A 26,729-nucleotide genomic window follows, 5' to 3' on the forward strand; every position below is an offset into this window, starting at 1 on the left:
TCGAATTTTCAGGTACTTGTATTTATTCTGTTGAAGTACTCACTCACTAGCTACCGGACACTGTTTTGTAAGTACTGCTAGTTCTTGGATCAGCTTAGATTCAATTAACAAGCGTAGCGTCATACGCAGTGTTGATATAACGACTAAGCTTTCATTTGATTCGGCACAGCATTCAGCTATCAAGCACCTAGCTTTTATGTATGCACAGACAATAAAAAGCTGCTTGCATACCAGTTTGCACTGTTTGTTGTGTAATAGCTAGCATACATTGGAATAATTCAATTAATTGCCTAAACGAGCATTATTTACAAGAATCAATTCTATATTTACAAAACTGAAACAACGGAGTGTGAGCAACTAGGGAAAAGCGTATTTAGTTGTAATGTGAGAACGTTCCCGGCAACGATTGCATAAATAAAAAACTGGCCTATCTTCTTAATTCAGAAGTATTCAGTTAAAATTAGTGAGTCAAATAATAAGCTGACAATCCAAATTGTGCTGCTAGTTTATTTAAGGGATGTGCGGAGGTTATTGAGTTCAAAGGAAAACCCTAAATCAAGACCGAACAATCCAATTGACGAGAGTCTTTTTAAGCTTGTTTTAAATTTCCCACGGTTACTTCTATAATGATGAAAAAACAACTACTGCTGTGGCCGCTGATGATCTGTGCGGCATCTACAGCGTGGGCTCAGCAGCAACGGCGCATTTCCGGCGTTATCAGATCCGAAAAAGGTGAAGGCCTTCCCGGGGTAACGGTGGTAGTGAAGGGCACTACTACTGGTTCTTCCACTAACAGCGATGGTACTTTCCTGATTACGCTGCCTGCTACCGAAACCAATCCTACCATCCGCGTTAGCTACATCGGCTATGTATCGCAGGACGTAACAGTTGGCGACAAGGCCCAGGTAAATGTGACTCTGCTAGAGGACACGCAAACCTTGACAGACGTTGTAGTTATCGGTTACCAGCAGGTGCAACGCCGTGACGTAACTGGCTCAGTATCGTCGGTGAGTGCGCAGCAAATTAAGGATATTCCTGTAAACTCTGCCGCTGAAGCCTTGACCGGACGCTTGGCTGGGGTGCAACTGACTAGTGCTGAAGGCACTCCTGGCAACCAGAACGTGCAAGTACGTGTGCGGGGCGGTGGCTCCGTAACGCAGGATAACTCGCCGTTGTACGTAGTAGATGGTATTCAGATTGAAAACGCGCTGAGCGTTATTGCCCCCAGGATATTGCTTCGGTTGACGTTCTGAAGGATGCTTCTGCTACCGCCATTTACGGTGCTCGTGGCGCCAACGGTGTAGTAATTATCACGACCAAAAAAGGCCTTGAAGGCCGCACGGTGGTGAGTTATAATGGTTTCGCTGGTTTCCGTCGTATCACGAAGAAACTGGACGTTATGAACCCCGATGACTATTTGAATTATCAGTACGAACGGTCCCGGCTCATTGGCAATGCTGCAGGTGGACTGCCGACATTCAAATCTTTATTCGGCAGCAGCAACTTTGCTAGTGATACAATAATGCAGGCCCGCAATGCCCCTTTTGTTAACTGGCAGGATGAGGCTTTCGGACGTGACGCTTTCCAGCAGACACACAACGTATCGGTAGCAGGCGGTGTCAAGGGCACAACTTACGCACTGAGCTTGACTCGCAACGAAGAAGACGGTATTCAACGCGGCTCCGACTATGTGCGTAACCTTGTAAACTTTCGGTTCGATACGAAGGCGACAGAGAAGTTACGCCTCGGCTTGAATGTGCGCTTCAACGACCAAGGTACCAATGGAGCCGGTACGTCTAGCAGTGGTTCTAACACCACCTCGCGCCTTCGGAATGCCGTGCAGTATCAGCCGCTGTTGGCCCTCAGAGCTAATGGTGAAGTACCAGACCCAAGTACATTTGACCCGGAATTCTTCGCTACTTCTTCGCTTGTTAGCCCTATTGTTGCCATCGACAACGAGTATCGCAATGATCGGGGGCAGACCGTAAACATTGGTGCTAATGCCTCGCTGGATTTGGCAAAAGGATTGGTGTTCCGCACCACTGCAGGCTTTGATATCACGAATACCAACCTCAGAACGTTTAACGGCCGGTACTCGCCTACCATTCGGCAAGCTTCTGGTGGCTACGCTGAATTGCCTTTCGCCACTATCACCACTGTAAGGCAGAATACGCTTAACAACTCCAACGTTCTGGACTACAGCGTAGAGAAGGGAATGCATTCTATAGGCGTGCTGATTGGGGAAGAAATATACCAGCAGCGTAACACGCAGCAGTATATTCAAACCAACTTCTTACCTGTTGATATCACGGCCGAGCGCGCCTTGGCAAACATCAATCAAGGCGTACTTCCTACTGGCCAGACCTCGCAACCCGTCCTGCCGAGCACTAGTATCCCGCAGGACTACCGCTTGCTCTCCGGGTTCACCCGCGTAACTTATTCGTACGATGACCGCTACCTGTTTACGGGTACGTTCCGGGCCGATGGCTCTTCTAAATTCCGTCAAGGCAATCAGTGGGGATATTTCCCTGGTGCTTCGGTAGCGTGGCGTATCTCGCGTGAGAATTTCTTCAAAGGGTTGCCCGCTGTTTCGGACCTGAAGCTGCGTCTTAGCTACGGCCAGGCCGGCAACAACCGTATTGCTGACTTCCAGACGGAGTATCTATTCCAAGCAGGTAGCGCGCCTTACGCACTGAATCATAGCATTGTGCTCGGCTCGGCACCCAACATCTTGCGCAATCCTGATTTGAAGTGGGAGGTAACAACCTCACGTAACATAGGGGTTGACTTGGCCCTGCTCGACAACCGCGTGCAATTCACGGCCGATGCTTACTATAACACTACCAGCGACCTGCTGATTAACCGTCCAATTCCATCGGTTCTCGGCTATCTCTCGCAATTGAAAAACATTGGTGAGACTTCAAACCGTGGGGTTGAATTGCAACTGACGGGTACCATTATCCAGAGCGACAAGTTCACCTGGACAGCCACGGCTAACACTTCGTTCAACCGCGGCCGTATCGAAAGCCTCGGTGATGGGCTAAGTGAAATCTCGGGCATCGCTTCTGGCTGGGCTGGTACTGCCCTGAACCAGGACTTCGTAGCGCGGGTAGGTCAGCCAGTGGGCCAGATGTATGGCTACGTGACTGACGGCTTCCTCACGGCTGATGACTTCACGGCGTACGTTCCGGCTACTACGGCTGGTGGCCTCGGTACTTGGACTCCAAGAACCGATCAGCCCTTGCTCAACAACCTAGGTCTGATTGGTGAAACCGCCTTCCGGCCGGGTTTGATTAAGCTGAAGGACTTGAACGGTGACGGCAGAATAAACTCTGATGATCAGACTGTAATTGGTAACGCCAACCCGAAGCTTGTGGGTGGTTTCAACCAGCAATTTACCTTCAAGAGCTTCGACGCCAGCCTCTTCCTGAACTTCGTTCTTGGCAACGATATCTACAACGCCAACAAGCTTGAGTTTACTTCGAACACGGCCAACACGGCATTCAACAACGTGCTCGATGTTATGAGCAACCGCTACCGCACTATTAAAGCAGATGGTAGCCTCATCACCAGCCTAGACGAGTTGCGTGAAGTAAATCAGAACGCTGATATCTGGACACCTACCCGTGCTTACTTCTTGCACTCATGGGCTGTGGAGAATGGCTCGTTTCTACGCGTGAACAACCTGACACTCGGCTATACGCTGCCTAAGGCATTGACGGCTCGCGCCAAAATTGCTACTGTACGCTTCTACGCCACGGCAAACAACCTCTACACCTTCACTAAATACACAGGCTATGACCCGGAGGTGAGTACCCGTCGCTCTTCGCCTCTAACTCCGGGTGTCGATTATGCTGCTTATCCGCGTAGCCGGGCATTCCTCTTTGGCGTGAACTTGTCTTTGTAACCCCATCTGCATCCTCGCATTTTATATGAAATCGTTCATTTCTTTCCGAGCCGCGCTGACCGCTGTAGCGGTAGCTGGTGCCACTGGTCTGGTGTCTTCCTGCAAAGACTACCTTGATGTGGAGCCCGTTGCTCTGAACACAACAGCCTATACCTTTAGCACTGTAGACGGTGCCACGGCTGCTATCATTGGAGCTTACGACCCCCTCTCGGGCGACCAAGGATATGGCACGCGCTTAAGCATGTATTTTCCTTACGATACCGATGAAATGATTGGTTCGGTAGGAGCTGCTGATGGTGCCCGGCGTAGCATTGCCCGCTACACTGCATTGCCAACGAACACCGAAATCACCAACCCTTGGAACCAGTTGTACCAAGGCGTGGAGCGTACTAACATCTGTATTCAGCAGATTCCACAGATGACGCTGTATAATGGTGGTACAGCAGCGGACACTGCTGCTTTGCACCGTCTGCACGGCGAAGCCCTGACTTTGCGTGCGCAATACTATTTCGAGCTGGTGCGCAACTGGGGTGATGTACCAGCCCAGTTCGCTCCCTCTTCTCCAGATCAGGACTTCAACCTGCCGAATGCCGACCGCAACGCTACGCTTTCTAAGTTGCTCGATGATCTGCTCGCAGCTGAGAAGCTTGTTCCTTGGCGTTCGAGAGCCGCCACACCTAACGAGCGCATTACGAAGGGAGCAGTAAAAGCTCTTCGGGCTCGAATTGCGTTGTTTCGGGGCGGCTACTCGTTGAAAGGCAAGCAAATGCAGCGTCCAGCTGACTATCTTGACTACTACCGAATTGCGCGGCAGGAATGCCTTGACTTGATGGCTAAACGTGGTGAACATACATTGAACCCCAGCTTCTCGGAGGTTTTTATGAGCATCAACCAATTGCGGTCAGAGTCAGCAAATGAGATTATGTTCCAAGTAGGCATGTCCACGGCCACCGTGGCCTCGGGCAGTAAACTTGGCTACTACAACGGTCCGCGCCTACGCAATGCCAACGGCACTTATGGTTCGACGCAAGGGGCCGTTACCATCGCACCGCCTTACTTCTACGCCTTCGATTCGACGGATACTCGCCGCGCCGTTACAATCACAACGTACGAAATTGGCGAAAGAAGCAACTTCCAGTCGGGTGTAGCTCTCAGCGCAATCACCGACGGCAAGTTCCGCCGCGACTGGCATACGCCACCCGTAACAGGTACGGTAAACTACCTAGACTACAACTGGCCAATTATCCGGTTTGCTGATGTACTGCTCATGTTTGCTGAAGCTGACAACGAGCTAAACGGACCAACTCCTGCTGCTCAAAGTGCGCTGCTCGAAGTTCGTACTCGCGCTTTTAGTGGCAATAGTGCGCTAGCGCTGTCTACTCTGGGCACTAGCTACAACACCAGCAAAGCAAACTTCTTTAACACGGTTGTTAACGAACGGTATTTAGAATTCGGAAGCGAAGGAATTCGCAAATACGACTTGTTGCGCTGGAACCTACTTGAAACAAAGTTAAATGAGGTAAAGACCAACATCGAGAAGATGGCAAGAGCCCAAGCTCCTTACCAGAACGTGCCTCGCTACCTGTACTTCCGTACTCCGGCGGCTGGAAACTTACGTTGGGCATTTTCTTTCTACCGTCCTTCAAACACCAGTTTCGACCCGCCTACTACTCCCAATGCGCCCTCCACTGCTCCATCTGGCACAGTACGCGTAAACTGGCGTCAATCTATTGATGCTGCCTATGTGGCTAATACCCGACCCACAGGCACCCGAGTCACTATCGGTACCACTACAGCTACGAGTACGGGTACTGGCTTGGCAGCTGAGTATGTGCCGGGCGTAGGCAAAGAACTGTTGCCTATCCCACAGAGTGCTATTAGTGCTGACCCAGCATTGATTCAGAACGAGGGCTACTAATTAGCACAGCTTATTCTTGTTGCTCTGTCCGCTAAAGGCCACGATCTTCTCCGAAGGTCGTGGCCTTTTTGCATGCATTTAGTAATTGCCTAATGCTTACCGGGTATATTAATTATTGTAGCAAATCACTAAATGAGGCACTTTCGCTGAAAAGGCCGACACACCAGGAGAGTGTATTCCGCATTGTTTATCATTTTGCGGCTGTCCCGATTTGTTTGAGGTCAGAACTGATCTTGTTGTTTGTCTGCCGAAGATCGGTGTGTTACTTATAAGCGCTTGCCTATGTTCAGTTTATCCGGGAAGAAGGCGGTTATTACGGGTGGTGGAAGTGGCATTGGCAAAGCCATTGCGCTGGTATTTGCCGCCCAAGGAGCCGAGATACACATCATTGAGTTGAATGCGGCTGCTGGCGAACAGGTAGTAACTCAGATTCAGGAAGCAGGAGGCTATGCCACTGTGCACAGCGCCGACATTAGCCAGCAAGCCCAGGTCTTGCCCATTTTCAGTCAGATTGGCCCGATTGATATTCTGGTTAACAATGCCGGTATTGCGCACGTTGGCAACTTGGAAAACACGACGGAAGCGGACTTCGACCGAATCTATAATGTGAATGTGAAGGGTGCCTACAACTGTTTGTATGCCGCCGTCCCGCAATTGAAAGCGAATGGGGGCGGTGCCATCGTGAATTTGGCTTCTATTGCCGCCTTAGTAGGCATCACCGACCGGTTTGCGTATTCAATGAGCAAGGGTGCCATCTTTGCTATGACGTTGTCGGTGGCCCGCGACTACTTAGCGCACAATATCCGGTGCAATAGCATTTCGCCAGCGCGCGTACATACGCCGTTTGTCGATGGGTTCATTGCCAAAAACTATGCGGGGAAAGAACAGGAAATGTTCGATAAGCTTTCTCGTAGCCAACCCATCGGGCGCATGGGCACCCCCGACGAAGTAGCGGCTTTAGCTCTTTACCTCTGCTCCGACGAAGCCGGTTTTGTAACCGGCTGCGACTACCCCTTAGATGGTGGTTTCACCAAACTCAATAATTAGTTGCTGCGCGCTAGTTTTCGGCAGTTACTAGCTTCTGCCTAGGCTCCAACCCTTACTCTCAATCACCAACCAAACCTCATGAAACTAATTCGCTACGGCCAGCCAGGCCAAGAGAAGCCAGGCGTGATACTACAAGACCAATCAGTTGATGTATCCGCTTTCGGAGAAGATTACACCGAGGCTTTTTTTGCCACTGATGGTTTGAGCCGGTTGGCGGAGTTTGTGCAGGCTCATGCCGGCCAGTTGCCTGCTGTTGCAGCGAGTGAGCGGCTAGGACCACCCGTGGCACGGCCTTCCAAAATTGTGTGCGTCGGGCTGAACTATGCCGACCACGCCCGGGAAACAGGGGCTACGCCCCCCGCCGAACCAGTGCTGTTTTTCAAGTCAACCACGGCGCTTGTCGGGCCGAACGACAACATTGTAATTCCGAAAAACTCCACTAAAACCGACTGGGAAGTGGAGTTGGCCGTGGTGATAGGCAAGCGTGCTTCCTACGTGGAAGAAGCCGACGCCCTCGACTACGTTGCGGGATACACACTGCACAACGACGTGTCGGAGCGGGAGTTTCAGTTGGAGCGCAGCGGCACTTGGGACAAGGGTAAGGGCTGCGACACCTTTGCGCCAGTCGGACCGTTTCTGGCTACCCCCGACGAAGTAGGTGATGTAGACAATTTGCGCCTGTGGCTGAGCGTAAACGGCCAGATGATGCAAGATGGCACTACGGCCAACCTAATTTTCCGCATCCCGTTTCTGGTTTCTTACATCAGCCAGTTCATGACGCTGCTGCCCGGCGACATCATCTCGACGGGCACGCCGGCCGGAGTGGGGTTGGGCTTTAAGCCGCCTGTGTACCTGAAACCAGGCGACGTGGTAGAACTCGGCATTGACGGGCTTGGCACTTCACGTCAGGAGTTGGTAGCCTATACCAAGAGCTAGTGCTCGTAGTGTAGACTTTCTTGGAGCAGCTACTTGGCTTGTTGAATAGCTAGGGGCTGCTCTAATAAAAAACAGCTTGTTGTGTCTTGACTGCACGCCGTTTTTCACGTTGACTTGAAAGCTGCTCCAAGCCCTCGAAAACGCTTGACTTGGCCGTAAATAGTTCGGCTTATTGGCCATGTTTTTACGACGCTATAGCTACAGAGCCGAGCATGTCATCCGTGATTATTTAGTACTCATCTGCACAGTCTCTTGGAGTTATGGACTTACAATTGCGCGACAAAGTCATTGTTGTAACGGGCGGCGCCAAGGGGATTGGCGAAGGCATTTCGCGGGTACTAGCGGCCGAAGGAGCTATTCCGGTGGTAATAGGCCGCAACGCCAACGACAACGAGGGGCTAGTAGCAGCGGTAATTGCTGCCGGTGGACAGGCCGGATACGTGACGGCCGAACTGTCGGACCCGTCGGAGTGCGAGCGAGCTGTGCAGGCCGTGGTGACGCAGTTCGGACGCATCGATGGGTTAGTCAACAATGCGGGTGTGAATGATGGCGTAGGATTGGAAAGCGGCAACTACCAAGCCTTCATGCAGAGCTTGCACCGTAACGTGGTGCATTACTACCTGATGGCTCATTACGCTTTGCCAGAACTAATAAAGTCGCGCGGCGCCATTCTCAATATCACCTCGAAAACGGCTGAAACTGGCCAAGGCAATACGTCGGCCTACGCTGCTGCCAACGGCGGACGCAATGCCCTCACGCGCGAGTGGGCCGTGGAACTGCTTAAATATGGTATTCGGGTGAATGCCGTGGTAGTGGCTGAATGCTGGACGCCCGCCTACGAAACGTGGATCAAGACCCTGCCCGACCCGGAGGGAAAACTACGCGAAATCACCGCCAAGATTCCGCTGGAAAACCGCATGACTACGACCGAAGAAATTGCGAATACCACTGCCTTTTTGTTGTCGGTGTGCTCTAGCCATACCACAGGCCAGATTATACACGTCGATGGCGGCTACGTGCATCTCGACCGTGCTTTGGCCAATGCGTAGTCGAAGGATTTCTGCTACAACGCCAAGTAGAAACGGCTGAGTCAAGGCAACCTACTTCATGGAGAGTGGTAAACTGTGGGCGGAAGGCAAGCAGTAATTGACTGTATAGCGCAACGAACAACAAGCTTTGTTACTTTCAAAGCATGGAAACTTTGCACACGTTTCAGGCAATGCTGGAGCCCGGCGGGCCGAGCTTTATGCCTATGCAGATTGTGGTAGTCCCACCGTTAGTGGTGGAAGCATTGGGTGGCAAAACACTCAAGCGGGTAATAGGCACCATCAACAATTACCCTGTGCGACGTGGACTGCTGCCGCTACCCGGCGGTGGGCGCTACCTGATGATCAATAAAGACATGTGCCAGGCGGCCGGAGTACAGCTTGGGCAGCAAGTCACGCTTAGCCTTGCGCCCGATTTGAATTCGGATGCAGTTGATTTGCCAGAGGAGTTGACAGAAGCCTTAGCTGCTTGGCCGGAAGCCGAAACGGGGTTCAATAAGTATTCGGCCAGTCACCGTCGGGCTATGGCGCAACACATAGCTACTGCCAAACAGGCCGAAACCCGGGCGCGGCGGGCCGTGGAGCTAGCCGAACGCCTAGCAAATGGTCGGCATCCTTTTCGGAAGTCGTAGACATTGGAGCCGCAGCAAAGCAAGCTACCTATAGCTCGGCCCTACGTACTAGCAACCTAGCCGCGAAACCAACGGTTCGTGGTAGCTATCGGTATAGACTTATGCGACGCTGGCCGATTATCTAAGAACTGCCGGGGCATGAGCTGCTACCTTTAAAGTACGTATCTATTATCCGCTTCATGCCCCTGTTCACTTTTCGTCAGGCCCAGACCTTTTTGCTTCATGCACTTGCCTGGATGCTGCTCGGAATGCTGCTCGCGCTGCAGCCGCCAGGGCGGCTTCCTCAAACGCCATTTTATTTGCTGCAAGCGGCGCTTTTTGTTGTGTCGTTGGGCGTGTTTTACCTCAATGTCTACTGGGCTGTACCGCGGCTATTGTATGGGCGACGGCTGCTGAGCTATGGGGCGTTTGTGGTAGTAATGGCAATCGGTGTATCGCTACCCTACCGGCAACTGCAGAACGAGTTGGAAAAACGCTACCGCTCTCAGCGTTTTAACCCGAATTTTCCTTCGCCTAACGTAAATTCTCGCTGGCCCGAACCGCCACCTGGTGGCAGGCGCAAACATCCGGGCGAATCACGGCGCTGGGGCTGGCGCCAAGACTGGGTGAACCCGGCCGTGCTGCTTTCCACGCTGCTGGTGCTGGGCTTGGGCACCAGCGTAGCAGCCGTGCAGCGCGGACAACGGGAATCCCAGATCCGGCAGGCGCTGGAGCAGGAAAAGCTTTCAACTGAATTGGCGTGGTTGAAAGCGCAAATCAATCCGCACTTCTTTTTCAACACGCTTAACAACATCTACGCCCTCACGCTCCTCGACGGTGACCAGGCGCGGGAGGCCATTCACCGGCTTTCCCGCATGATGCGCTACGTGCTCTACGACACGCAAAACGGCACTGCCCCGCTTAGTCAGGAGTTGCTTTTCGTGCGCGACTACATCGACCTAATGCAACTGCGCCTCACCGACAATGTGCGGGTGGAATATGAAACGCCAGCCGTAGTGCACGAGGCGCCCATTGCGCCTATGCTCTTGCTCACGTTCATAGAAAATGCTTTCAAACACGGCGTCAGCGCCTTGGCTCCTAGCCACATCCGCATTGTGGTGCGGCAGCCCACGCCTCATACGCTGGAGGTAGAGGTGCGCAACTCGGTTTTCGAGGACCGCCCCTTGGCGCTCGATGAAAACCAAGGTATTGGACTGGCCAATACGCGCCGCCGCTTGGCGCTGCTTTACCCCGACCGCCACACCCTGACCGTAACCGAACTCACGCCCGAGCACGAATACTACGTGCACCTTACCCTCTCCCTGCAGTCATGAAACTTACTTGCATTGCCGTTGACGACGAACCGCTTGCCCTCAAGTTAGTGGGTCGCTTCATCGAACAAACGCCATTTCTGAATTTGGTTGGCAGCTACGGCAGTGCAGTTGCCGCCCTGCGGGGTATGCAGCAACTAACCACGCCGGTCGATTTGCTTTTTCTTGATATTCAGATGCCGGACCTGAACGGGTTGGAACTAGCCCGGGTACTGGTCCGGGAACCTGGTCAACCCGGCCCACGGGTGGTGTTTACCACAGCATTCAACCAGTATGCGCTGGAAGGCTACAAAGTCGATGCGCTGGATTATTTGCTGAAGCCCTTCACCTACGAAGAGTTTTTGCGCGTAGCCAACAAAGCGAAGTCGTATGCGGAACTTAGTCAGCCTGCGAGCCAGGCAGTTGCCTCAACATCCGCAGCCCCCTCCGACGCCCCCGACGACTACCTCTATCTGAAAGTGGAATACCAGCTGGTGCGCGTGCCCTTCCACGACATTCTGTATATAGAGGGGCTCAAGGATTATGTGAAAGTGTACCGGCAAAGCGAGTCGAAGCCGCTGCTTTCCCTGACTAGCTTGAAAGCGCTAGAAGAGCGCCTACCGCCGCGGCAGTTTATGCGCATTCACCGCTCCTATATTGTGGGGCTTAACCACATTGCGTCTATCGGGCGGGGCACTGTGCATATTGGTACCGAAACCATTCCCGTCAGCGACAGTTACCGCGAAGCTTTTGATCAGTTTGTCAGCCGCTGGAAGTAGTATCTGCACTGCACTGGCTTCGTGCTGGTATTATACTTGAGCGAAGCCGGTGCTGTGGATTACCGATTCAAAGCATGCCTACGCTAAGTGAAGTGAGGCGTTGTTAATTGCTTGTTTAGTTCAATGACTACAAGCAACGCGTTGTTGCTGAGGGCTTCCAGTTCCACTTCCTTGGTGTTCCACAAAGCCAAGCCGTCTTTTTCCTGCAGCAGTCTGCCTTGTGCTTCGAAGGCCCCGGCCAGCACAAATGCAAAGAACGATGCTTGGTTTTCTAGCTGGTACACCACCTCCTGGCGCCCCGCAAAACGGCCAATACTCACGGCGAAGGGAAGCGCCAAGCTGATCTTGCTATTGGTGCTAGGCACTATTGGGAACAGCTGTTTTTCAATTGCCGTCAACTGAAAATCAGATATATAACTACTAATTTCCTGTATTGGCCATTCAGCTCTCACCCACAGTTGCAGAAAAGTAACCAGCTCTGTTTCGTACGGATTGGTTAGTTGCACCGTGGTATTGGCAGGCACCGTCAGCAGTTGGAGCTGCTCTACTCCCACAGTGGCACTACCCGCTATGGTAGCAGCCGTTACTTCACCGATTATTGGAATCAAGATGATGTAGGAAGCTTGCTCGACAGTGTATTCGAGGTGCTGACCACCGCCTAGCGTTTCCTCGTTTACAACGCATAGATTCCCGAAAGGCGTCTTATGCTCGTGCGCATACGGCCCGAAGTTGAACGTGCTGTAGCGGCGAAACTCACTGGTTTCAACTAGTCCGCGCTGCTCGGCTAAATAGATCGTACCTGGTGTCTGCTTGATCATGGTGGTGCTTGCATGGCGGCGCAAGAAGTCAACTTCTACTGGGAGGCTTTTACAGAAGCACTTGCTCTTGCACAGCTAGAGTACTAGTGCCGTGACTGATTCGCTACCTGAATTTCACTTGCTCCCTTCACTGCGCACTGCTTCAATCGACAGCCAGCGGCTCTAAATCGACGGATTGGCTACTGCCGCAACTGTGCAGCCCTTGAATCTACGTTCTTGTCTTAGCTGCCCAAGCAATAGATGGCAAGAGCTACGCACCACAGCTTTCGTAAACCCCGCTGCAAAGCACCAACATCATAAACGGATGCTGAACGCTATGGGCTCAACTATCAGCTCCTGGGTGTAGGTATTCACTACCACGCGCACACCGGCTTCTAGGGGCGTGCGTAGCCGAAGCACGTTGAACAGCACCGACGTATCGAGACCCACGTTGCGGTAGTCTCGTTCGCCGGAAATACCTACGCTTCGGCCCTGGGCCACATCTAGGAATCCGTTGGCTCGTATCCGCTGCACATACAGCCACCGCCCTACCGACCAGTGGGTATAAGCCACCGGCAAGTAATAGTCCAGGGAAGCGGCACGCAGTCTATCGAAGCTCACGTAGCCTTCGCCCCGCGGAAACGAAATGGCCGCTGCAAACTGATATTGGCGCTGCTGCTGCCATTGGTAGCCCGCCCGTAGTCGCAGTGCATGATGCTTGGCCAACCCAGGCAGATACACACTGCCTTGCCCTGCCCACTGGCGGGCGTCGAGGCCGGTCCCGAAGGGAGTCAAGCGCGAGGTAAGCAGCAACGAGCCGCCCCACCGTGGTGCGACGTCTCGGGCGCTAAGCCGCAGTTGGCGCGCGTAGCTGAGCGTAGTTTGCACGGCGTGTACCGGCCGGTTAGGACCCGGCTCACTGCGCGAACGGACCGGTAAGTCATAGTCACTTACCCGTTCGTGCAGGTAATAGCTGCTCAGCGTCAGGGCTTCCAGGTATTTCGAGCGGGTGAGCGTAAGGGGCAAGCGCAGGCCAGCTGTCAGGCGGGTGTAGCGCCATTGGTCGCGCCGAAGGCTGTCGAGCGGCTGCGCCGGCCCCCGGGCCCGGTCGATGTACCGGGCGGCATCGCGGCCGCCGTACGTGACATCGGCATCTAGCACGGGGTATTGCCCTTGGTAGCTCAACCCGCCAAAGACAGCGCCAGTCCGCTCGGTTTGGTCGTAGGTAAGCCCGGCAATGGCTTGCGTAGTGCTGAGCACGTCCTGCGAACGAACGCCCAAGCTCACGCTGTTGCCAGACGGGTTCTGCACGACACCCCACCCAAACACATTGAACGAATTGCGCAGCACCGAGTAAGGCCGCATGGGGTATTTGCGCGCCGTATCGGTAGGCGCGGTACCAGCGAGCAACGGCAACAAGGTAGAAGCACCGGGCTCCTGCGCTGTCAGGGCCGTTGCATAGGGGCCGGATACGGCAGTGGTGGCAGTTGGTACCGGAAGCCAGGTGGCGGGATTAAGCGCCATTTCCACTACGCGGGTCCCAGTGGCGCGATAGTCGTGGAAGGTTAGGCGGCTTCCATCCGGCGCGGGTGCCGCGTGGTAAGCCCCAACGACCGGGAAGTTACCTGGAAGGTTTGGCTAGTGCCGGTGTGCACGGCGTACACGTTATCAATCCCCGACTGCGGCGAGTTGTAAAACACGTATTCGCCCCAAGGCTGCGGATTGCTCACATTCACGTTGGCTACGGGCAACAAGGCGCGGGCCGCTCCGCTAGTTGGGTCCAGTAGCTCAAGGGTTTTGCCAGCGGGCTTGAGCGTCACCGTTACAATATGCTGGCCATCGGGCGTCCAGTGAGGTTGCTGGTAGAAGTCGTTCTGCGGGTTGGGCAGTGTACGCAGCACGGCACCCGTGCGGGCATCGAGCACTGATAAAGCGTGGTGGTAGCTAGAATCGGTTTCGACGGCCACTAGCCGTGTGCCGTCCGGCGACAAAGACGCGGCGGTATAGCGGTGGTGCCGGCCCACCCGTGTTACCTGCCCAGTGGCCAAGTCCAACACCTTTAGCTCGGAATAAACGCGCTGTCCCCAGCGAGCATCAAATCGATACTCCGGCCACACTACCTTCCCCCGCCCACCGACAGCATTTCCGGCAGGTTTAAAGGACCCAACACATACAGCTTCCGCTCTTTCCCGGTTTTGGTTGACAGCAGTACCAGTTGCGCAATGTCGCCGAGTCCCGTCTTCAAGGCTACTACCGTGCTGTCGTTGACGTACTGCGGGTATTGGTACTGCGTAAACACCCGGCCCTGGTACTGACCGGCCAGATCCCGCGCCTCCGTGGGCTTCAGGTCCCGCTGCTGACTTTGCCACGTCGAATCGAGGTCGGCCATGGTGCGAGCGTAGAGTTGCTCGACCCGCAGGCCCGTAGTGCGACGCAGGCTGTTGGAAAACGAGAACGGGTAAAATGGAAACCGGTTGTAGCGCGTAAGCACCCGGTTCCATACGTCGGCGCCGTAGCGGGTTTTGGCGTACGAAGTTAGATAGTAGCCTAACACGTACCAGTTGGGCACGTTGTCGCGCAATGAGCCATTAGCAGCCTTTTGGTAGTTGTAGTGCCGCCCGGTCAGCCGGTTAGCTCGCATTCCTACCCCAAACTCCGGAATGCGTCCTCGGCCACTACGCGTCAGGGCAGTTTCGGTGCCTACGGCGTCGCCCTCAAAAAACCATTGGGGTAGTCCTACGGCCGCTACGCCAAGCGCGCCGTCGCCGAGCAGAGGGCCTAGCAGTCGGCCAATGCCATGCCGGCCTTTCTCGAACTGCCCTACGTGCCGGTACTCGTGCACCACTAACTGGTCGAGCCAATCATTGGTACCCAAGTCCATACCCTGCTCAGGCGTGGCGTAAAACTCGGCGTGGCGCGGCAGAAAAGTTACAAATCCGTTGCTTACGCTGGTTCGAGTTTGGAGCACCACCGAAATGGGCCGCGGGTTCACGCCTAGTGTGGCGGCTCCCGGTGTGTGTACCTGCTCTAGTCGCTGCGCCGTACGTTGGGCGGCTGATTCAAAGCCGGTTGGGTACAGCACCCGAAAATGTGGCGTCTGGATCTGCTGCCAGCGTAAGGAGGGCGGGTTTTGGTCGAGAATCGGCAAGCTTTGGGCGCGGCCCGTCAGGGAAGAAGCCAGAGTTGCCAGAGCAGCTAGCAGAAAGGTGCGCATGGAATTGTAGCCAAGAAATAAAGGCGAGAAGTTAGGCTACATTCCGCTAACTGCCGTCCCGGCTGCCTGTATTTGTTGACAGTTTGGTGCCTGGTCTTTTAAAGAGCAGAAGCCCGCCCCACTAACGTGGGCCGGGCTTCAATTGATTGTCTTCGAGAATGCTCTAATCAGCAAGCTAGGTTCACCTAACACCGGCTTGTTGGTCTTGGTGCAGCTTTACTTGTTTAGGGTAATGTTTACTACCTTGGGGCCGCTAACCACAAACTTGCAGTCGTTGAAATCTGGGGCGGCCAGTTTGGGGCGCACGTTGTTGGAAAAGGCGTAAGGCTCCGTCGGAATACCTACGAAGTTCTTGTCCAGTTTATCGTTATTGTTGGTGTCTTGGGTGATGGCCACGGCCCACTCGCCATTAGGTAAGTTGATGGGCAATGTTACTTGCTGTTGGCCTCCCGGCTGAATTACGCGCATAAAAGCGTAGCCTCCATGCTGCAAAAACTTGTCTCGCACATTATAGAAATACAGCTTCACCACTGATTTAGTGGATGCCAGCGCCGACACTATTACGGTAACAGACGAGGTACCAGCCGGATTGTCTCCGGCAGCAGACGGCGTAGCTAATAGTGGGCTGCCAACAGCCATTAAAAGAGCAAAGTGATATATTCTCATGAGCAAGGTGCGGTTCGGATTAGAAGACAGTGCAAGGCCAACTTGCGTTAACCGTAAAAAGTGCCAATTCTGATGGATTGTCAAGATAGCCTTATTGCGGGACACTTGTACTGCGGAGCTCGGTTTTTTCACGAAACTGCACTGGAATTTCCTTACTCAGCTGTAACTCATATCATTTTACATGAAACGCTTAATTATTTATTGATATGAGACACTAAGTCGAATTATCTATGATTCTGCTGGTTAGCTATAAAATCCTGTTTATTATGATCTAATTCATACTCTCCGCTAGCTGTATTCTCTAGCTTCCATTTGCGTATGTGGGTATAAATGTGTTTGTTAAAGTGCCATTCCGGCCTTCCACTAAGACATTTGTATGCAAATCAGACGCGCGTCGGGCCGCTTGGCTCGTGGGTGGTATTACTGCCGCAAGTAAGTTTACCTACTTTCTGCATTATCGCCTCCACCCTATTCTACAGGGTGCAAGGATCTGTCTCCCCTTTGTAATTCGTGAAATTCATTTTCACGTAAGCAATAGGCTACCTCATACAGGCTAACTGAAATAACGCTTAAGTGCAAATATACGGCAGGTAGTTCTACACAATTCAGCTTACAGCACTTACTCAGGATCAACCAGTTAGTACACTATTGGATACCTTGGAGTAGAGGCAATAAAAAAGAAGAAGCAGAATGCAGGCAAGCACTTCTGCTTTGCCTTGTCATTCTGCTTTCTAGCTGTCTGAATCTTCCAGACGGGCTGTGTGACAAATTTCGTCGATCAACAGCTCTATGTCGTGTGAATTGGTAGTTGGGTTCAGCACCCAGTTATTGAGCGCTTGGTAATATACTTCAAGCAACTCACTGCCCCCAATGGTTGCCACTTGTTCATAGTGAAATTCCTTTATCCAGGCCGCCATTCTCTCCCGAACCCGAGGGTCGGCGTAGGATGCACCTGCCGGAATTGGTGGAGGCTTGAATTTTGACATATTCAACATTTTTTAGAATATATACAAGATACGAAAATAATTTCAAAGAGTTCCTATCACTTGGTTGCCAGGCTATTGATTGAGCGTGTAGAGTAATAACCTCTACATTCGCTCTAGCCAAGCGGAAGCTGTTTCTAGACTATCGAAAGTCAAGATCAGGGGCGAGTAGTGTGTTGTAATGTCAGATCGGTGGATAATCGGCTGTACACATTCGGCGAATACACCCAAGCAAAATACTCCAACCCAGCATCGGCCATGGCCGGGAACCAAACGTGGCCGCCCCACTCCGCCGCATCCGACCACATGCTTGTCACGCGCGTGTTATCGTTGAGCACCTTGTGGCAGCGCTCGTCGCGCATACACTCCAGCATTTGCAAACAGCCCGTCTGAACAGTTTCCAGCGTCTGGTCTCCAGTCCAATCCACGTAGAGCCACTCGTGGTTGTAATCGTAAAAAATGGAGATATAAGAAGTTTGAAAGAGTAAGTGTTGCGCCATAATCGGGAACGGGCAATAAGGTGTGCTGACGAGCTGAAGGGGTGCAAATGTAGATAGAATCCTATACTCTTGGGTTGAGCAAAATCCCTAGTTGGAACGCGACCTTAACATGCTGCTGTTCTACTACCTACTACGCACACAACGTCCAAGTAGCACTGATTTGCGTACATCTGCCGTTGAGTTCCACACGTTTTTTATCGTCCCAATGTTCTTGTTGAAACTGAAGTCTTGTTTGATTTGCTTACTGCTCTTTACAATGGCATGTGGGCAGCAACGCTCTGCCGACGCGCAGACTCTTACCCGTTCAACGGCTGGCGGTTTGCCCACCGCTACGCAAGCCAAAGGTTTAGCCGTAGCAACCTTCGCGGGGGGTGCTTTTGGTGCACCGAGGAAATATTTGAGGAGTTGCGCGGCGTGAAGTATGTGGTGTCGGGTTATGCAGGCGGCAAAGAGCAGAATCCCACGTACGAGCAAGTAGGCAGCGGCCAAACCGACCACGCCGAGAGTTTTGAAGTGTACTACGACCCCAAGCAAATCAGCTACCAGCAGTTGCTCGACGTATTTTTCTTGGCCGGCCACGATCCTACAACCCTCAACCGCCAAGGCCCGGATGCCGGCAAGCAGTACCGGTCGGTAGCGTTTTACCGGACGCCGCAGGAAAAGCAGCTCATCGAAGCTACCATCAAGCGTGTCAACGCATCCAAGCACTATTCCAACCCCATCGTGACGCAGGTGGCGCCTCTCACTAAGTTTTGGCCCGCCGAAGACTACCATCAAGGATACTTCCGCCTGCACCCCGACAACCCCTACATCCAATCGGTATCGGTGCCCAAGGTGATGAAGTTTCGGAAAGCGTATCCGCAACTGCTCAAAAACCCGCTTTAAGAGTAAGCTAAGTAGCAAGCAGCTTCGTATTTATTCAGGCTGCTATCTGGTAAAACAGCACATAAAAGAGCTAGCTTCTTACGGAGCTGGCTCTTTTGCTTGTAGCTGAATTCGTTGCTAAGCAATAGAGCAATATCAACTACTTCTCACTTTCTAGCAACAGATCATGGACGTTTGAACTAGCCCTCACGGCATAACTCAACAGGCTGTGTGCGTGTAATTTTGAGTGTTTTAGTAGCAGTAGCGAAGTTCCGCCTAGACCCTTACCTTGGGCTACCAAAGGGACTCACTGGAGTCCGTTCTGGTAATCCAATGACCGATATACCGGACTTCCAATTGCTGTTTGATGCATTGCCAACCCCCTGTTTGGCAGTGCACCCCCACGACTTCACGGTGGTGGCAGCCAATGCAGCAGGGCGGGCGGTGGTTGGGCTGGCGGCTCCACTGGTGGGCCAAGTGGCACCAGCGTTGTTTGGGTACGAAACGAACCTAGCAGCTTGGGAAACGGCTGTAAACACCGTCTACGTTTCTACTATTCCCTATTCGTTGCCGGTGGTGTTGCCGTGCTCGGGAACTCATACAGCCGAACCAAGGTGCAACTGGCATTTGCTGCTGACGGCAGTGCGGTCGGCGCCGGATTCCCCGGTGCGCTACTTGCTTTGCCAATTGCAGCAGCACGCTCCGACTACTGCCGTGGCGCAGCCGTTGGCCGTCGCGCCTGCGTTACCCCAGGATTACTTTCGTTTTTTGTCTGATTTCATTCCCCAGCTGGTTTGGATTACAGATGCAGCAGGGCGGCACGAATACGTCAACGCCCGCTGGATAACCTATACAGGCTACTCTGACATTGACAACGCTGCACCAGCCTTATGGCTAGCCATGGTTCATCCCGACGACCGGCAACAGATACAGGAGCAGTGGCGCCACTCCCTCGATACCGGCGAAGCCTACGAAGTTGAGTTTCGCTTCCGAGACAAATACGGGGTATTTCGCTGGTTTTCAAGCAAGGCCTTACCGCAGCGCGACGCCTCCGGCACCATCGTCCGCTGGTTTGGCACTAGCACCGACATCGACAATAAGAAACGTACGCACCAACTGCTGGAAGAGAAGGATCAGCAGCTACAACTAATTCTAAGCCAGGTACCTGCTTACATTATCACTCTCACTGGTTCCAACCACGTGTTTCGTTACGTGAATGAAAGGTCTCAGCAGCTTTTCAATGGCCGAATTCGGTTAGGAGAGCCCGCTGCTCAGATGGCGCCCGAGTTGCTGGAGCAGGGGCTTATTGCGCTCATTGATGAAGTGTACCGTACGGGGGAGCCTCACTTACTACATGAAGCGCCTTTTCAGCATCGTACGTCCCTCAACGACCAGGAAGAGCTGTTTTTCAACGGCGTACTTCAACCGCTGATTGATGGGGAAAACCGCATTCAAGGCATACTGGTATTTGGTATTGATGTGACAGAGCAAGTGCGCGCCAAGCAACGGGCAGCAAAACTGCTGGAAGAGGCGCGCCACCAAGACCGGGAATTCCGCCAGGCACTGGAGGCGTTGCCGCAAATGGCTTGGCTTTCGCGGCCTCAGGGGGGAGTTTTTTACTACAACCAGAGTTGGTTTGATTACACGGGCGCCTCATTCGAGGAATTACGCAACATTGGCTGGCAGAAGTATCTTCATCCCGACGATCTGGCGGCTACGGTGCAGGACTGGCAGGTTGCCATCGAACAAGGAGCCACCTTCGAAACCGAGCACCGCTGGCGTAGTCACGATGGACAGTACCGCTGGTTTCTGGCGCGTAGCGTACCTATTCGGCGCTCCGATGGAAGCATTCAGCGCTGGGTAGGCACCAATACGGATATCGACGATCAGCGGCGTATCCGGGAGCGGCTCGAAGAAAAAGACCGTCAATTGCTGGAGATTCTCAGTCAGGCGCCTGCCTGCATTGCCACCCTGGAAGGACCCGAGCACCGCTTCACGTTCTTCAATGACAGTTATACCGCCTTTGTTGGTGGCCGCGCCGAGGTAGGTAGTAGAATTGCGGACTTGCTGCCCGAACTAGAAGAGCAGGGCTTTATAGCCTTGCTTGATAGTGTGTATCAGACCGGCCAATCCTATACGGCTTTTGAAAAACTCGTGGCCCTGCAAGACCCAGTTAGCTTGAAATTCCGGCAGCGCTACGTCACTTTCACCTACCAACCTTTACTCGACGAGAAGCTTGAAACCAAGGGCATATTGGCTTTCATACTGGACGTAACGGAACAGGTCCGCAACCGCCACAAGTCGGAGGTCTTACAAGCGCAAATAAGGCGCCGCGACGAGCAAGTGCGCCTCATGACCGAGGCATTGCCGGTTATTACCTTTATCAACGACCCAACGGGGCGGGCTCTGTACGTGAGTCCGCAGTGGTACACCTTTACTGGCTACGACCCTGCCGCCACGTCTATTGATGAGACGTGGCGCGACTTGCTGCACCCCGAGGATTTGCCTGTAATTCAGCCGATATATCAAGCTGCCCTGGCCGCAGGGCACAGTTGGAGCTACGAGTTTCGGTTGCGCCGCCACGACGGACAATACCGCTGGCAGCTCAGCCGGGGCGTGCCCGAGTTTGATGCGGCGGGCCGGGTGGTGTGCTGGTATGGCACTAACACCGATATTCATGAGGAACGGGAACTGCGGGAACTGCTGCAAACCCAAAACGCCGAGCTGATTCGGACCAACGCCAGCCTCGACAACTTTGTGTACACCACCTCGCACGACTTGAAGCAGCCCATCAACAACATGGCGGGCATCTTCCAGGAGCTAACGCGCACCGCCTATTTCCGTGACCCTGATGCGGTAAAGCTGATTGACATGTTTGAACAGGCGCTTCAACAGATCAATGACACAATCCAGGACTTATCGGAACTGGTGCAGGTGCAAAAGCAGCAACAGTATCTGCCCACCGAATCAATAGCGCTAACTCCTCTCGTGACGGAGGTGCTAGCCAGCATTCAATTCCAGCTAGCTGCTACCGGCGCTGAAGTTACCACCAACTTCGAGGCCATGCCCGTAGTGGAATTTGTGCGTTCCAACCTGCAAAGCATCTTCTACAATCTGGTTAGCAATGCTCTCAAATACGCGGCCCCGGGCCGCACGCCCCGTATCCGGATGAGTAGCAGCCTACAGGATGGGCAGGTGGTACTGGTGGTAACAGACAATGGCATCGGTATTGATCTGGTGCGGTTTAGAGGGCAACTGTTTCAACTATTTCGCCGCTTCCACGACCATGTAGAAGGCTCCGGCATGGGTCTTTACCTCGTCAACCGCCTTGTACAACAGGTTGGGGGCCGAGTGGAGGTGGAAAGCACCGTGGATGAAGGCACTACTTTTCGGGTGTACCTACCTACGCTGTCGGCATGATAGCCGCCTTTTGAACGTACGGTAGCACGGTAACAGCGGTAGCTCGAACAGCGCTTGCGGGTTCTCCGCTGTGAGTCTGTATTTTGGGCTTCCCAATTTTCACCTGCTCCACTTCTATGGCATTGCCCACCATTCAGTCTAAATTGCCCGATGTGGGCACTAGCATCTTCTCCGTGATGACGCAGCTCGCGCAGGAATGCGGTGCCATCAACCTGGCGCAAGGCTTTCCCGACTACGACCCGCCGCTGGAATTGCAAGAGGCGCTGGCTCGCCACGCTACTAGCTCCGGGCACCACCAATACGCCCCTATGCCCGGCCTGCCTCGTTTGCGCGAAGCCATTGCCCACAAAACAGCGCGTGTCTACCAGGTGCCGGCTCCTGATGCCACCACCGAAATCACCGTAACCTGTGGCGCCACCGAAGCCCTGTATGCCGTACTGGCCGCCGTTGTGCATCCCGGCGACGAGGTGCTGGTGCTTGAACCCGCTTATGACCTCTACGGCCCTGCTATCCGGCTGCAGGGCGGCATACCTATATATGTTCCGCTTAGTGCCCCCACGCTTCAGCCCGACTGGGACCGGGTGAAAGCAGCTCTTACGCCTCGCACCCGTTTGGTTATGCTCAACTCGCCCCACAACCCCAGTGGTGCGGTGCTAACTGCCGAAGATTTGGAGGCACTGACAGCTTTGCTAATCGACACCAATATCCTAGTGCTCAGCGACGAAGTGTATGAGCACATGGTGTTCGACGGGGTACCGCACCGGAGTGTACTTCAGCATCCAGCGTTGCGCGAGCGAGCTTTTGTGCTGTCTTCGTTCGGCAAAACCTACCATGCTACCGGCTGGAAAGTGGGTTATTGCGTGGCGCCACCGGCCCTTACCACCGAGTTGCGCCGGGTGCACCAGTTCCTGACGTTTGCCGTGAGCACCCCTACCCAGCATGCCCTGGCCGACGTGCTCGAAGCCAACCCCACCCACGACCAAGAGCTACCCGCCTTCTACCAACCCAAGCGCGACTTATTCCGGGAATTGCTGGCGGAATCGCGCTTCGAGTTGCTGCCCGCAGCAGGAGGCTACTTCCAGCTCGCTCGCTACGCCCGCATCTCCCCCACCGAGTCTGATGTGGCCTTTGCGCAGCGCCTAACCCGCGAAGCTGGAGTGGCCGTTGTACCCGTCTCGGCTTTCTATCACAACAACCACGACGACGGGCTGATCCGGTTTTGTTTTGCCAAACAAGAGCAAACCCTGCGGGCTGCGGCTGCCCGGTTGCGCGAGCTTTAGAACGGCGCTTCTTGAAAGTCAAACAATTAGTTGGCCCCACGAACGTTATGCGCTACGGGCTACGAAATAGCGTATCCCAGCTACATAGTTATGTTCTAATGGTCCGGAATTTATTTTCTAAAGTATACTATATCTGCTTTTAGCAACCTTATATTTCCCTACTAAGTTATGCCGCCCTCTCTCACCTACCTATTGCCCTACTACCGTGTCTGATTTAACTGTTTCATTCGTGCAAGCTTCATTGCAGTGGCACGACCCGGCGGCCAACCGCACCGAATTGCATCGGCATATCGACGAGATATCCATTGCCACTGATCTTATTGTACTGCCGGAGATGTTCACTACCGGCTTCAGCATGGAAGCGGCTACCCTGGCGGAAACCATGGACGGCCCCACAGTAGCTTGGCTCCGCGATATAGCTGCCGCCCGCAACGCCGTAATCACGGGTAGTATCATTATCAAAGAGCAAGGCAACTACTACAACCGTCTGCTTTGGGTGCGTCCCGATGGCAGTTTGAGCTATTATAATAAACGCCACCTGTTTACCATGGCCAACGAGCACCACACCTATACGGCTGGCTCTGAGCGCCTAGTAGAAGAGTGGCGCGGCTGGCGCATCTGCCCCCTCGTATGTTACGACTTGCGCTTTCCGGTTTGGAGCCGCAACTCCGCTGTTCAGCCCTACGACCTGTTACTTTACGTAGCCAACTGGCCCGCCGCCCGCCGTACCGCCTGGATGACCTTGCTCCGCGCCCGCGCCATCGAGAACTTGGCGTACACGATGGGGGTGAATTGCGTCGGCATCGACGGCAATAGCCTCGCCTACGCCGGCGACTCGGCCCTGCTCGATATGCGCGGCGAATATCTGGTGGAGGTAGGCAACCAGGAAACGGGCATCACCCGCGCCCTGCGCCGCGCCGATCTGGAAGCCTTCCGCGAACGGTTCCCCGCCCTCCAAGACGCTGATACCTTCGAGCTAACGCAGTTGGTGGCTAAGTAAAGAGAGTAAGCACTAGTCGGACTGCGCAAAATTCCTGTTTAAGAGCATTGCCCTCACAAACAAGCCCTTGATGCTCATAAGGCATCAAGGGCTTGTTTGATTGATAGGCTAGCCGTTTGCGGAGGAAACCAGAATTCCTTAGCCAATCAATTTACTATTTCACCATCAGTCGCTGGACACCTAGTTGGCCATCAGTGGTTTCGCAGCGCACCATGTAGAGGCCAGCAGCTAAACCGCGTAAGTCTATGTCGTGACGTCGAGCGGGAGTAGCAACAGTGCGCACAGTGCGGCCCGTAAGGTCGAGTAGGGTTAAACGTACGGGACGAGCAGCTTCTACCGTAGTGCTAGTGGCCGCGGGGTTTGGATAAAGCGTAAGCGGGAGGCTTTGAGTTGCTGCTCCGGCGGTACTCAGCACTTGATTGCGTGGAGCAGCGGCCAACACGCCCCCGCTCTCCATACCGATGAATAGTTCCAAACCACCGTCGCCGTTCACATCGTTGGCGGCCAGGGTGAAGTGATTTAGGTCGCGGACACCAAGTTGGGCATTGTCGTAGGTGCCGCGGGCGGTATTGTAAAACAAATTGGTACGGTCGAGGAACACGCTGCTTTGCGCGCGCAGGTTGCTGAATAGCCGTATAGCCCCCGATGCATCTACCGTAAGCAAATCCGGCGCGCCATCCCTATCGAAGTCGGCTACCAGCGGGTACAGATTGACGGGGCGTGTATTACCCGCCGCTCGAATCTGGCCATAGTCGGTGTTGGCAACATCGAAAGCTGTTTCGAGCGTACTACTGCCGTTGTTGCGGTAGTAGCGCAAGCTCTGACCAGTCGAGTTGGAATTGGTACTGTACAGCAGGTCCACGTACCCATCGTTGTCCACATCAAAGAAGGAGGCCGCGTCGTCTTGGTTGTTGGGCACATTGCTGATGGTTCGCATCGTGGCCGTATTAAAGCTCGGCGCTTGGCTAGCACTGGCTTGGTTGAGGTAGAAACCAAGAAAACTACGCCGCCCTACGGCATAGTAGCCCGTGCAAGCAAAATCCAGGGCACCGTCGCGGTTGAGGTCTACAATGACGGGGCGCAGCAACCCAAACTTCTTGGTTGACAGGTTCAAGTAATCCGTCGTGACGAGTTTGTAAATGGCGCGAGAGGCCGTACCCACATTGCGGTAGTACGTTACGGTAGCCACAAATAAATTGCCGGGTGCGTCGCGGCGCGAGCCAGCTACCAGCATATCCTTGAGCCCATCGGCATCTACATCCAAAAAGGCGGGGGCAGCCTGCGAACTAGCTTCTATCATATCGCGCTGCAAGAAGTCCTGCTGCCGAAACTGAAAGTTAGGAGCGGCTCCCGTTCCGGCATTCTCGTAGTACCACACCGAACGGCGGGTTTCAACGGTATCTAAGTTGTCAAACAGGTTGGGCGCAGCCAGTAAGTCAGGCCGCCCATCGAAGTTCACATCCAGGTTGTAAGCCGCCGGAAAGTTGGTGATGCGCACTGGGGTAGTACCCGTCGGGAAACTGCTGTTGAGGCTGCTATTTGTCATAACCTCCTGCTGCGGCGTACCTTGGTTGGTGATGGCCACCAGTTCAGGGCAATAGTCGCGGCCTACCAACAGGTCTTTGTCGCCATCCGCATCCAAGTCGATGGCCAATAAATTGCTGCCTGATGAGTGCTGCACGCTCCCTGGCCGGCACAAGGTAGTAGCAGAGAAGCTATACGAACCGCAGGCGCTTAGGCAAGACTGAATATTGCCCCAGCTTTCGGTTACGAGTCGGAATTGAAGTCCGCCGCACGCCCCCGTACTGATGTTCTGGTAGTAGGTGACGAATTTATCGTTGGCCCAATCGTAGATGAGCATGTCAAGCCGCCCGTCGCCGTTGACGTCCTCAATGGTGGGCATATTGACGCCGGTGTTGATGTTGACGGGTGTATTGCCAACAACCGCTGTTAGGAGCGAGGTGGTCAGCTGAAACGTAGGCAGGCCACCGGCACCGGCCACGTTTCGGTAGACCTGAATATCTACTTCGCTGTTGCCGTTGGTGAACAAGTCGGGCCGACCGTCGCAGTCGTAGTCGCGCAATAGGGCCCAGTTGTGTATACCCGCTGGGAAAAGCGTTTCGTAGTCGGGAGCGTATTGCCATTGCCGGCCACCCCCAGCAGCGGCCACGTTCAGATACGTTAGTACCCGACGCAGGCGCCGGTCGAAAATGAAGAGGTCCTGCTGCCCGTCGGCGTTCAAATCGATACCCGAAAACTGGGGCGAGTCGAGGCCACCGGCCCAGGCATTACGCAGGGTATCGGTGCCTTGCACTACTTTTGCCACCGACCGCAATTCGAAACCAAACGCTGTAGATTGCGCCACCGCCGGGCGACTGGTTAGCCAAGTGCCCAGCACAAAAAGCAAAAGAATAAAGCGTAAGGTCATAAGCGGCAGGTTCTTTTCAGGAT

The 26,729-nt window shown here is 53.9% G+C and carries 21 protein-coding genes; 13 read left to right on the forward strand and 8 right to left on the reverse strand.

Features of this window, described 5'->3' with window-relative positions; all coding sequences use genetic code 11:
- Positions 1–626 precede the first annotated feature (626 nt).
- The 9 genes from MUN86_RS20615 to MUN86_RS20655 all read left to right on the forward strand — a co-directional run bounded on the left by MUN86_RS20615 (position 627) and on the right by MUN86_RS20655 (position 11,554).
- Positions 627–1,253: a carboxypeptidase-like regulatory domain-containing protein gene (locus MUN86_RS20615; RefSeq protein WP_245119873.1), complete on the forward strand. Its 627-nt coding sequence runs from the start codon at positions 627–629 to the stop codon at positions 1,251–1,253.
- Positions 1,250–3,907 (forward strand): SusC/RagA family TonB-linked outer membrane protein, encoded by a 2,658-nt coding sequence (locus MUN86_RS20620; protein ID WP_245125803.1) that lies wholly within the window; start codon positions 1,250–1,252, stop codon positions 3,905–3,907. Before MUN86_RS20615 ends, MUN86_RS20620 begins: the two co-directional genes overlap by 4 nt.
- Positions 3,908–3,932: 25 nt before the next feature.
- The gene (locus MUN86_RS20625; protein ID WP_245119874.1) at positions 3,933–5,825 is read left to right on the forward strand and encodes a RagB/SusD family nutrient uptake outer membrane protein; all 1,893 of its coding nucleotides are present in this window, start codon (positions 3,933–3,935) and stop codon (positions 5,823–5,825) included.
- Between the two features lie 282 nt (positions 5,826–6,107).
- Entirely contained in the window at positions 6,108–6,872 is a 765-nt protein-coding gene (locus tag MUN86_RS20630) for an SDR family NAD(P)-dependent oxidoreductase (RefSeq protein WP_245119875.1), read from the forward strand.
- 78 nt (positions 6,873–6,950) lie between these two features.
- Positions 6,951–7,808 (forward strand): fumarylacetoacetate hydrolase family protein, encoded by an 858-nt coding sequence (locus MUN86_RS20635; protein WP_245119876.1) that lies wholly within the window; start codon positions 6,951–6,953, stop codon positions 7,806–7,808.
- Between the two features lie 260 nt (positions 7,809–8,068).
- A complete protein-coding gene (locus MUN86_RS20640; RefSeq protein ID WP_245119877.1) occupies positions 8,069–8,857 on the forward strand; it encodes an L-fucose dehydrogenase in 789 nt (262 codons plus the stop codon).
- 143 nt (positions 8,858–9,000) lie between these two features.
- Entirely contained in the window at positions 9,001–9,486 is a 486-nt protein-coding gene (locus tag MUN86_RS20645) for a YdeI/OmpD-associated family protein (RefSeq protein ID WP_245119878.1), read from the forward strand.
- Between the two features lie 179 nt (positions 9,487–9,665).
- A complete protein-coding gene (locus MUN86_RS20650; RefSeq protein ID WP_245119879.1) occupies positions 9,666–10,799 on the forward strand; it encodes a sensor histidine kinase in 1,134 nt (377 codons plus the stop codon).
- The gene (locus tag MUN86_RS20655) at positions 10,796–11,554 is read left to right on the forward strand and encodes a LytR/AlgR family response regulator transcription factor (RefSeq protein ID WP_245119880.1); all 759 of its coding nucleotides are present in this window, start codon (positions 10,796–10,798) and stop codon (positions 11,552–11,554) included. Before MUN86_RS20650 ends, MUN86_RS20655 begins: the two co-directional genes overlap by 4 nt.
- Before the next feature lie 83 nt (positions 11,555–11,637).
- On the opposite strand, the gene MUN86_RS20660 is transcribed toward MUN86_RS20655, so the two are convergent.
- The 7 genes from MUN86_RS20660 to MUN86_RS20690 all read right to left on the reverse strand — a co-directional run bounded on the left by MUN86_RS20660 (position 11,638) and on the right by MUN86_RS20690 (position 17,714).
- Positions 11,638–12,372: a pirin family protein gene (locus MUN86_RS20660; RefSeq protein WP_245119881.1), complete on the reverse strand. Its 735-nt coding sequence runs from the start codon at positions 12,370–12,372 to the stop codon at positions 11,638–11,640.
- A gap of 294 nt (positions 12,373–12,666) precedes the next feature.
- A complete protein-coding gene (locus tag MUN86_RS20665) occupies positions 12,667–13,875 on the reverse strand; it encodes a hypothetical protein (RefSeq protein ID WP_245119882.1) in 1,209 nt (402 codons plus the stop codon).
- Positions 13,876–13,916: 41 nt separating this feature from the next.
- Complete coding sequence (locus tag MUN86_RS20670) at positions 13,917–14,405, reverse strand: TolB family protein (protein ID WP_245119883.1); 489 nt, start codon at positions 14,403–14,405, stop codon at positions 13,917–13,919.
- Positions 14,406–14,467: 62 nt separating this feature from the next.
- Entirely contained in the window at positions 14,468–15,565 is a 1,098-nt protein-coding gene (locus MUN86_RS20675; RefSeq protein WP_245119884.1) for a hypothetical protein, read from the reverse strand.
- Positions 15,566–15,781: 216 nt separating this feature from the next.
- Positions 15,782–16,231, reverse strand: a complete 450-nt coding sequence (locus MUN86_RS20680; RefSeq protein WP_245119885.1) for a DUF2141 domain-containing protein — start codon at positions 16,229–16,231, stop codon at positions 15,782–15,784.
- A 731-nt stretch (positions 16,232–16,962) separates the two neighbouring features.
- Complete coding sequence (locus MUN86_RS20685) at positions 16,963–17,217, reverse strand: hypothetical protein (RefSeq protein WP_245119886.1); 255 nt, start codon at positions 17,215–17,217, stop codon at positions 16,963–16,965.
- Between the two features lie 155 nt (positions 17,218–17,372).
- Positions 17,373–17,714, reverse strand: a complete 342-nt coding sequence (locus MUN86_RS20690) for a hypothetical protein (RefSeq protein ID WP_245119887.1) — start codon at positions 17,712–17,714, stop codon at positions 17,373–17,375.
- 237 nt (positions 17,715–17,951) lie between these two features.
- On the opposite strand from MUN86_RS20690, the gene msrA reads away from it, so the two are divergent.
- From msrA to MUN86_RS20710, 4 genes are all read left to right on the forward strand, one after another.
- Complete coding sequence (msrA, locus tag MUN86_RS20695) at positions 17,952–18,599, forward strand: peptide-methionine (S)-S-oxide reductase MsrA (protein ID WP_375379447.1); 648 nt, start codon at positions 17,952–17,954, stop codon at positions 18,597–18,599.
- Positions 18,600–18,911: 312 nt separating this feature from the next.
- Positions 18,912–21,998 carry a PAS domain-containing protein gene (locus MUN86_RS20700; RefSeq protein ID WP_245119888.1) on the forward strand — a complete coding sequence of 1,029 codons (3,087 nt, stop codon included), beginning with the start codon at positions 18,912–18,914 and terminating at the stop codon, positions 21,996–21,998.
- Positions 21,999–22,114: 116 nt separating this feature from the next.
- Positions 22,115–23,278 carry a methionine aminotransferase gene (locus MUN86_RS20705; protein WP_245119889.1) on the forward strand — a complete coding sequence of 388 codons (1,164 nt, stop codon included), beginning with the start codon at positions 22,115–22,117 and terminating at the stop codon, positions 23,276–23,278.
- A 205-nt stretch (positions 23,279–23,483) separates the two neighbouring features.
- Entirely contained in the window at positions 23,484–24,278 is a 795-nt protein-coding gene (locus tag MUN86_RS20710; protein WP_245119890.1) for an amidohydrolase, read from the forward strand.
- A gap of 154 nt (positions 24,279–24,432) precedes the next feature.
- Here MUN86_RS20710 and MUN86_RS20715 read toward each other — a convergent pair whose 3' ends face one another.
- Complete coding sequence (locus MUN86_RS20715) at positions 24,433–26,706, reverse strand: T9SS type A sorting domain-containing protein (RefSeq protein ID WP_245119891.1); 2,274 nt, start codon at positions 26,704–26,706, stop codon at positions 24,433–24,435.
- Positions 26,707–26,729 lie beyond the last annotated feature (23 nt).

Origin of the sequence: Hymenobacter volaticus, assembly GCF_022921055.1 — a bacterium.
Lineage (GTDB): Bacteria > Bacteroidota > Bacteroidia > Cytophagales > Hymenobacteraceae > Hymenobacter > Hymenobacter volaticus.

Bases quoted from the DNA above. Each gene is read 5' to 3' on its own strand.
- MUN86_RS20615 (WP_245119873.1), top strand. From the start codon at position 627: ATGATGAAAAAACAACTACTGCTGTGGCCGCTGATGATCTGTGCGGCA.
- MUN86_RS20635 (WP_245119876.1), top strand. From the start codon at position 6,951: ATGAAACTAATTCGCTACGGCCAGCCAGGCCAAGAGAAGCCAGGCGTG.
- MUN86_RS20645 (WP_245119878.1), top strand. From the start codon at position 9,001: ATGGAAACTTTGCACACGTTTCAGGCAATGCTGGAGCCCGGCGGGCCG.
- MUN86_RS20640 (WP_245119877.1), top strand. From the start codon at position 8,069: ATGGACTTACAATTGCGCGACAAAGTCATTGTTGTAACGGGCGGCGCC.
- MUN86_RS20680 (WP_245119885.1), bottom strand. From the start codon at position 16,231: ATGAGAATATATCACTTTGCTCTTTTAATGGCTGTTGGCAGCCCACTA.
- MUN86_RS20660 (WP_245119881.1), bottom strand. From the start codon at position 12,372: ATGATCAAGCAGACACCAGGTACGATCTATTTAGCCGAGCAGCGCGGA.
- MUN86_RS20655 (WP_245119880.1), top strand. From the start codon at position 10,796: ATGAAACTTACTTGCATTGCCGTTGACGACGAACCGCTTGCCCTCAAG.
- MUN86_RS20665 (WP_245119882.1), bottom strand. From the start codon at position 13,875: ATGGCGCTTAATCCCGCCACCTGGCTTCCGGTACCAACTGCCACCACT.
- MUN86_RS20685 (WP_245119886.1), bottom strand. From the start codon at position 17,217: ATGTCAAAATTCAAGCCTCCACCAATTCCGGCAGGTGCATCCTACGCC.
- MUN86_RS20690 (WP_245119887.1), bottom strand. From the start codon at position 17,714: ATGGCGCAACACTTACTCTTTCAAACTTCTTATATCTCCATTTTTTAC.
- MUN86_RS20650 (WP_245119879.1), top strand. From the start codon at position 9,666: ATGCCCCTGTTCACTTTTCGTCAGGCCCAGACCTTTTTGCTTCATGCA.
- MUN86_RS20705 (WP_245119889.1), top strand. From the start codon at position 22,115: ATGGCATTGCCCACCATTCAGTCTAAATTGCCCGATGTGGGCACTAGC.
- MUN86_RS20700 (WP_245119888.1), top strand. From the start codon at position 18,912: ATGACCGATATACCGGACTTCCAATTGCTGTTTGATGCATTGCCAACC.
- MUN86_RS20625 (WP_245119874.1), top strand. From the start codon at position 3,933: ATGAAATCGTTCATTTCTTTCCGAGCCGCGCTGACCGCTGTAGCGGTA.
- MUN86_RS20630 (WP_245119875.1), top strand. From the start codon at position 6,108: ATGTTCAGTTTATCCGGGAAGAAGGCGGTTATTACGGGTGGTGGAAGT.
- MUN86_RS20675 (WP_245119884.1), bottom strand. From the start codon at position 15,565: ATGCGCACCTTTCTGCTAGCTGCTCTGGCAACTCTGGCTTCTTCCCTG.
- MUN86_RS20715 (WP_245119891.1), bottom strand. From the start codon at position 26,706: ATGACCTTACGCTTTATTCTTTTGCTTTTTGTGCTGGGCACTTGGCTA.